Annotated in this window: 7 protein-coding genes; 3 read left to right on the top strand and 4 right to left on the bottom strand. The window is 58.5% G+C overall.

Annotated features, from left to right (window positions below; translation table 11 throughout):
• Nucleotides 1-11: 11 nt before the first annotated feature.
• From recF to gyrB, 3 genes are all read left to right on the top strand, one after another.
• The gene (gene recF / locus L0H65_RS12515) at nucleotides 12-1106 is read left to right on the top strand and encodes a DNA replication/repair protein RecF (protein WP_301459388.1); all 1095 of its coding nucleotides are present in this window, start codon (nucleotides 12-14) and stop codon (nucleotides 1104-1106) included.
• Complete coding sequence (locus tag L0H65_RS12510) at nucleotides 1103-1528, top strand: VOC family protein (RefSeq protein ID WP_301459387.1); 426 nt, start codon at nucleotides 1103-1105, stop codon at nucleotides 1526-1528. Before recF ends, L0H65_RS12510 begins: the two co-directional genes overlap by 4 nt.
• 182 nt (nucleotides 1529-1710) lie before the next feature.
• Complete coding sequence (gyrB, locus tag L0H65_RS12505) at nucleotides 1711-4164, top strand: DNA topoisomerase (ATP-hydrolyzing) subunit B (protein ID WP_301459386.1); 2454 nt, start codon at nucleotides 1711-1713, stop codon at nucleotides 4162-4164.
• Between the two features lie 336 nt (nucleotides 4165-4500).
• Here the strand turns inward: gyrB and L0H65_RS12500 are convergent, their stop codons facing one another.
• From L0H65_RS12500 to L0H65_RS12485, 4 genes are all read right to left on the bottom strand, one after another.
• Nucleotides 4501-4746 (bottom strand): hypothetical protein, encoded by a 246-nt coding sequence (locus L0H65_RS12500; RefSeq protein ID WP_301459385.1) that lies wholly within the window; start codon nucleotides 4744-4746, stop codon nucleotides 4501-4503.
• An 84-nt stretch (nucleotides 4747-4830) separates the two neighbouring features.
• Nucleotides 4831-5268 carry a hypothetical protein gene (locus tag L0H65_RS12495; RefSeq protein WP_301459384.1) on the bottom strand — a complete coding sequence of 146 codons (438 nt, stop codon included), beginning with the start codon at nucleotides 5266-5268 and terminating at the stop codon, nucleotides 4831-4833.
• A gap of 78 nt (nucleotides 5269-5346) precedes the next feature.
• Complete coding sequence (locus L0H65_RS12490; RefSeq protein ID WP_301459383.1) at nucleotides 5347-5673, bottom strand: hypothetical protein; 327 nt, start codon at nucleotides 5671-5673, stop codon at nucleotides 5347-5349.
• Nucleotides 5674-5974: 301 nt separating this feature from the next.
• Nucleotides 5975-6157 (bottom strand): hypothetical protein, encoded by a 183-nt coding sequence (locus L0H65_RS12485; RefSeq protein WP_301459382.1) that lies wholly within the window; start codon nucleotides 6155-6157, stop codon nucleotides 5975-5977.
• Nucleotides 6158-6280: the final 123 nt, after the last annotated feature.

Below are 6280 nucleotides of genomic sequence, written 5' to 3'. Positions count from 1 at the left end.
GAAAGGCCGGGATGGCAGGTTTGGCGATCACCGATCTGACACTGTCGCATTTCCGCAGCCACCGCGCCGCGCATATCGGGTTTGACGGGCGACCCGTTGCCCTGATCGGGCCGAATGGAGCGGGCAAGACCAATTTGCTGGAGGCAATCTCGCTGCTGTCCCCCGGTCGCGGATTGCGGCGGGCAGCGGCCGAAGATCTTTCGCGACGGCCGGAGGGCCTGGGCTGGAAGGTCACTGCCGCAGTGCAAGGCTTTGGACCGGCGCATGAGGTGGAAACCGGGGCGGAGTCCGGGCAATCCCGACAGGTCAGGATTGACGGCAAAGCGGCGACGCAGTTGGCTTTGGCGCGGGTGACGCGGGTCCTGTGGCTGGTGCCGGCGATGGACCGTTTGTGGACGGAGGCGGCAGAGGGCCGACGGCGATTTCTCGACCGGATGACGCTCAGCTTTGCGCCGGAACATGCCGAAGCGGCGCTGATCTATGAAAAGGCGATGCGCGACCGTAACCGCCTGCTGAAAGATCAGGTCCACGACGCGCACTGGTATCGCGCACTTGAACAGCGCATGGTCGACAGCGCCGTTCAGATCGAAGCGAACCGCGCCGAAACCGTGGCGCGATTGATGGAGGCGCAAGCGGGGGGCGATACGGCTTTTCCGCAGGCTGATCTGGCGATCATCAACCCCGACCGGGTGGAAGATTTCGGCATCGCGCTGACAGAAGGGCGGCGCCGCGACATGGCTGCTGGTCGCACGTTGGTTGGTCCGCATCGCGCCGATTTGGCCGGGATCTTTGCCGCCAAAGGCGTCGCCGCTGATCAATGTTCCACCGGGGAACAGAAGGCACTGCTGATCAGCCTGATCCTGGCCAATGCCCGTGCGCTTTGCGCTGAATTGGGCGCGGCACCGATCCTGCTGCTGGATGAGGTGGCGGCCCATCTGGACAACCAGCGCCGCGCAGCGCTTTATGATGAGATTTGCGCGTTGGGGGCGCAAGCCATCATGACCGGAACCGAAGCCGCATTGTTTGACAGTCTTGGTCACCGCGCGCAAGCTTTCGCAATATCGGAAACCGCCCACCAATCCCGGATCGAGGAGTTCACATTATGACCCCGCAGCGCGTAACGCTCATCACCCTCGGCGTCGCCGATCTTGCCGAGGCGCGCGAATTCTATGCACGTCTGGGCTGGCGGGAGCATGATCAAAGCCAGGAAACGGTTGTCTTCTTTCAAATGCACGGTGCAGTTCTGGGCCTTTTCCCGCTGGAGGAGCTGGCCAAGGATCAGGGGCGTCCCGAGGCGCGTCTGAGTGTCGGCGCCATGACTTTGGCGCAGAATTTCGCGACCGAGGCAGAGGTCGACGCCGCCTTTACCGCGGCGGTGGCGGCGGGAGGCACCGCTTTGAAATCGCCTGAAAAGGTGTTCTGGGGTGGCTATTCCGGCTATTGGGCCGACCCGGACGGGCATGTCTGGGAAGTCGCGATGAACCCGTTCTGGACCCTGAACGACGATGGCAGCCTGACACTGCCGTGACCATATTTACGCAGTGAGGCCGATGATCTTCCGGATTTGAAATATCCGAAGCTGATACCTGGCGAACGGTCGCTTCCTTGCCAGCAGACGGCCACCCCGAATACCGCTAAATCTGGTGTCTTGGGCGTGACAATGCCCCTTGGAACGCCTATAAATCGGGCCAGAATTCAAGGAAAGTCCGCATGACCGAACACGTCAAGAAGCCCGCAGAATATGGCGCTGATTCTATCAAGGTTCTCAAGGGGTTGGAGGCTGTTCGCAAGCGCCCCGGCATGTATATCGGTGACACCGACGACGGCTCTGGCCTGCACCATATGGTCTATGAGGTGGTCGACAACGGCATTGATGAGGCGTTGGCCGGGCATGCCACGGCTGTAACGGTCAAAATCCACGCCGACAGCTCTGTTTCCGTGCGCGATAACGGGCGCGGGATTCCGGTCGACATCCACAAGGAAGAAGGTGTCTCGGCGGCTGAGGTAATCATGACCCAGTTGCACGCGGGCGGCAAATTCAACAACACCGATGATGATGGCAACGCCTACAAGGTTTCTGGCGGATTGCACGGGGTTGGTGTCTCGGTGGTCAACGCCCTTTCCGATTGGCTGGAACTGCGCGTCTGGCGCAATGAAACCGAGTATTTCGCACGCTTTGAAAACGGTGACTGTGTGGAGCATGTGCGCGAAGTCGGCCCTGCCCCCGGCGAAAAAGGCACCGAAGTGCGTTTTATGGCCTCAGCCAAGATCAACCGCCCGGATGGCACATTTTCCGACCTCGACTACAGCTTCAAGACGCTGGAAAACCGGCTGCGTGAACTGGCGTTCCTGAATTCTGGCGTGCGGATCATCATCATTGATGAGCGCCCGGCAGAGCCGCTGACGACCGAGTTGTTCTATGAAGGCGGCGTGCGCGAATATGTCAAATACCTCGACCGCTCCAAAACCTCGATCATGCCGGAGCCGATTTACATTATTGGCGAGAAAGGCGGCATCGTGGTGGAAGTGGCGATGTGGTGGAACGACAGCTACCATGAAAACGTGCTGCCCTTCACCAACAACATTCCGCAGCGCGATGGCGGCACTCATTTGGCGGGCCTGCGCGGAGCATTGACGCGGACGATCAACAATTACGCGCAATCCAGCGGTATTGCGAAGCGGGAAAAGATTGATTTCACTGGCGATGATGCCCGTGAAGGGCTGACCTGCGTGTTGTCGGTGAAAGCGCCTGATCCGAAATTTTCCAGCCAGACCAAGGATAAGCTGGTCAGCTCAGAAGTGCGACCCGCCGTGGAAGGGTTGGTGAACGAAAAGCTGGCGGAGTGGTTTGAAGAAAACCCGAGCACCGCAAAAATCGTCGTCGGCAAGATTGTCGAGGCGGCACTCGCCCGCGAAGCCGCCCGCAAGGCGCGTGACTTGACCCGGCGCAAATCACCTCTGGATATCTCCAACCTGCCCGGAAAACTGGCCGATTGTCAGGAAAAAGATGCCTCCAAAGCCGAGCTGTTTCTGGTGGAGGGGGATTCCGCTGGTGGGTCAGCCAAGCAGGGGCGTTCGCGCTCCAATCAAGCGGTTCTGCCGTTGAAGGGCAAGATTTTGAACGTCGAACGCGCGCGATTTGACCGCATGCTCTCCAGCCAGGAAATCGGCACTTTGATCACTGCGATGGGAACAGGCATTGGCCGGGATGAGTTCAATCTGGCGAAACTGCGCTACCACAAGATCATCATTATGACCGACGCCGACGTTGACGGCGCGCATATCCGCACCCTGCTGCTCACCTTTTTCTTCCGGCAAATGCCGCAACTGATCGAGGCCGGGCACCTGTATATCGCACAGCCGCCCCTGTACAAAGTCGCGCGCGGCAAGTCCGAAGTTTACCTCAAGGATCAATCCGCGCTGGAAGATTACCTGATCCAGCAGGGTATTGACGGCGCAGTTTTGCGCATGTCCTCCGGCGAGGACATCGCTGGCGCGGACCTGATCCGTGTGATCGAAGGCGCGCGCCAGTTCCGACGGATTCTCGAAGCATTCCCAACGCATTACCCGCGCAACATTCTGGAACAGGCAGCCCTTGCCGGGGCGTTCGATGCCGGCAAGGCGGACGCCGACCTGCAACTTGTCGCGGATACGGTGGCAAAGCGTCTGGACGCGGTGGCGACTGAATATGAACGCGGCTGGACCGGGCGCATTACTCAGGATCACGGCATCCGACTGGCCCGTGTGCTGCGCGGGGTGGAGGAAATCCGGACGCTCGATGGCGCTGTCTTGCGCTCAGGTGAGGCGCGGCGGTTGAGCCAGGTTTCCGCCCCGAACCGCGATGTCTATGCCGGGAACGATGCGCATCTGGTGCGCAAGGATCGAGACACCACGATTCACGGCCCGATTGATCTGCTCAACGCCATTCTGGCCGAAGGTGAAAAAGGTCTGTCCTTGCAGCGTTACAAAGGTCTGGGTGAAATGAACCCCGAACAGTTGTGGGAAACCACGCTTGACCCGGAAGCGCGCACCCTGTTGCAAGTCAAGGTTGATGACGTGGCCGAGGCGGATGATATTTTCACCAAGTTGATGGGCGATATCGTGGAACCCCGCCGCGAATTCATCCAGCAAAACGCGCTGAGTGTAGAGAACCTGGATTTTTGAGAGATGTAGGATTGCGTGTAATCGTGCGCGATGCCCAAAGGTTTGCGCGATTTGCGCATAAGTTTGTGTCATCGCAAACGTGGGAGCTGAGCAAGATAAACAAACTAGCGGTGCAATCGAGGGATGAGCATTCAGCGGGTCAGTTTTGAAACCCCTGGGCAAGGGTGCATAACTTGCCTCTATCGCTTGTCTTCAAAGTGGGAGCTATGCCCGAAAGTTGGTGACTGTTGTGACGACAAACTAATTCTGGCCATTTTCGGGAGAAAATGGCCATTTCACAAGTTAAGGGCGGCTATTAATGGTAATCGCGCCGAATGGAAGACTCGAACTATCCTGTCATGGATTTGAAGTCTTAAAATGATAAAGGTTCGATTGGCTGTCCACCAAAATAGAAGTGTAAACTTTTTTGCTCCACGACGCACTGTGACCTGGCAGGTCGGCGGAGCGATAGATCTTGGTAAGTCCGGCCTTCGCCTGATGACACTGAGCATGGAGAACAAGAAAGAAGGCCGCGGAGATGCCCGCGGCCTTCTTTTCCGTATCAGGTTGAGGTTTTCTTGCCTGAGGAAGGCTGTCGACCATTACCTGGTCGGCCCCCCCCTCGAAACTGCCACTCGGTGTAAGCCGATTGCTGCACCGTCATGGCATGACGGTGCGGGGGCGGCTTCAGGCGGCCCTGCAGCGTGCGATTTGGGACTCTGCGTCGATGCGGGCAGCGAGCAGCTCGCGCATCGCGAGGATCTTCCGGAAGTGGGCCCTGATCACGATGAGGATCTCTCCTCGGTGTGACAGGATCGGCACGACCGCCACCCGCCCGCTCGCCCCCAGGTCAGGATCATTCATTCCGTCGAACGCATTGCGATGTCCGAGCGTCTCCCCTGCAATTACTGGGTCGAAGATGCTGTGCACCAGACGGATAGCCTCCGCAGCAGTCTGCGAAAGCGGCCCGTCCTGGCGCAGATCGACAAGGGCGCGCAACAGGGTATTCAGGCCTGTCGCCTGCAATCCTGCGACATTGCGATCGACCTCTTCGTGCAGCAAGTCGAGTTCCAACAATGTCTTCGCCAAGAGCTCTTCGAGCGTCAGTTGATTGTAATATTTCATCTACCATTTCCTTTCTTCTCGCCGCGCAGAAATGCGCAGCACTCATGTCGTCGAACCCGAAGGCGTCGGCGAGGCGTGTCAGGCGGCGCTCTGGACGGACCGGGAGAGCGCCAGGGCTTCGTGTTCCTCGTCCATTTCCCCGATCTCTTTCAAAAGATCAAAGAGCCGATCCGTTATCAGACAGATCTGCTCGACTTCAGGGCCGGCCGGATCCAGCAGGAGCCCTGCCGACATGTCGGGCTCCATGTCGCCGATGATGGGGTCGAGAGAAAGAAATCGGTGCAGATCGATGAGCCTGCGCCGGATTGCGCGATCGAGATGGGAAGCCTCGCGCAAATCGGACATCAGACGCAACACGCGCCCGGTGCCAGCATTGCCACCGATCAGGCCGGCGGCATTTGCCAAAGCTGATCCGTGCTCAATGAAATGAACGCGAGCGGCGGCGAGTTGAGGGCGGCGGACAGGGTCTTCGTGGGCAGTGGATACAACACGGTTTTCCTCCTTTGGTCCTCTGTTGTCGATCTGTCAGTCGTGACAGCTTCAAGCCTGTCCGTTTGCCGGCGGTAGAAAGGGCTGGTTGATCTCCTTTATTTTGGTTCGGGTTGAATGGTAGCCGTCGCCCTGTTGGAAATGACATTGGTCGTTTTGCTCGGGGGGCGAAGAAAATAAATTCAGATTTGCAAAGATTCGCTGGAAATCATTGCTTTTACCCGGTCTCACAAAATCGGGTGAAAGCGATGACGACATAGGCAAGGATCTTCTCGGTGGAGGATATTCGCTTTGAACACACCAAAGTGGTCTCATCGCAGTGCGGCGGCATGACCCATGTATGGCCGTCCAGTTCCACAGCAATGGCGCCGATATCCTCGGAATAAAAGCGGACCCGCACCTCCTTTGACGTGGCATGCATGAACCAGCAGGCAAGCACCTCCGAACTCCAAGCCCCTGCCGACAGGAAACCCGAGCCGCAGGCGTGGCTGCATCAAGCCGCACCATCACGGGGCCAATGATC

The sequence above is a fragment of the Pseudorhodobacter sp. genome (genome assembly GCF_030452865.1).
Taxonomy (GTDB): domain Bacteria; phylum Pseudomonadota; class Alphaproteobacteria; order Rhodobacterales; family Rhodobacteraceae; genus Pseudorhodobacter.
The sequence above is the reverse complement of the archived record's forward strand: the minus strand, read 5'-3'. Positions and strand labels throughout refer to the sequence as shown.